Origin of the sequence: Mesorhizobium sp. M2A.F.Ca.ET.067.02.1.1, from assembly GCF_004023285.1 — a bacterium.
Taxonomy (GTDB): Bacteria; Pseudomonadota; Alphaproteobacteria; order Rhizobiales; family Rhizobiaceae; genus Mesorhizobium.
Genome location: NZ_RZSB01001282.1, coordinates 1 through 815, shown reverse-complemented (window position 1 = coordinate 815; position 815 = coordinate 1). Strand labels below are relative to the sequence as shown.

General features: G+C 67.9%; 1 protein-coding gene. It reads right to left on the bottom strand.

Translation table 11 applies throughout. The annotated features are described in order from the left end of the window. Positions 1 to 815: chloride channel protein (locus EOA28_RS37315; RefSeq protein ID WP_148671187.1), on the bottom strand; the 815-nt coding region annotated here is incomplete at both ends.

Here is an 815-nt window from a genome sequence, read left to right as displayed (position 1 = left end):
GGAACGATCGCTGTGCAGTTCCGGCACCAGCAGCATGCCGACATATTGGTCGGCATGCTCGACGGCAATGACGCGCTGGGCGGAGCCGAGCGGGACCTCCTTGCGGAATTCCGAGAGCGTCGTCGAGGCGGGAATGGTGCGGACGTCCTTGCGCATCATGGAGCCGACGGTGAGGCTGCGCATCCAGCCGACGTCATGAGCGCTGCGGATCGTCTCGCCGCGCAGATGGAAGCGCCAGGTCGAGAAGGAGTAGCCGAAGGTCTCGCGCACCAGGATCGCCGACATGATCGAGGCCGCCAGCACGACGCCGGTAAGCGTCAGGTCGCGGGTCGATTCCAGCGCCAGGAACGTCATGGTCAGCGGGCCGCCGACGACGCCGACCGCAAGCGAGGTCATGCCGACGACGGCGGCGACCGTCGGGTCGATGCCCGCGGACGGCGCGGTCATCGCCATGACGCCCGCGAAGACCTTGCCGAGCAGCGCGCCCAGGAACAGCGAGGCGAAGAACAGGCCGCCGCGGAAGCCCGAGCCGAGCGAGATGGCGGAGGCCGCCAGCTTCATCACGAAGACGCTCGCCACGACCGGCAGCGCGTAGTTCATGGCGAACTCGCGGTGCAACGCGCCATGGCCGCTCGAAAGCACCTGCGGCGTGACCAGCCCGAGCAGACCGACGAAGATGCCGCCGATGAACGGCCTGACCGACGCGTCGATCGCCAACCGCACGAAGACGCGCTCGACGATGCTGACCAGATGCATGATGGCGATCGAGGCGGCGCCGCCAAGCAGGCCCAGCAGCAGGAACGGCACATATTCGC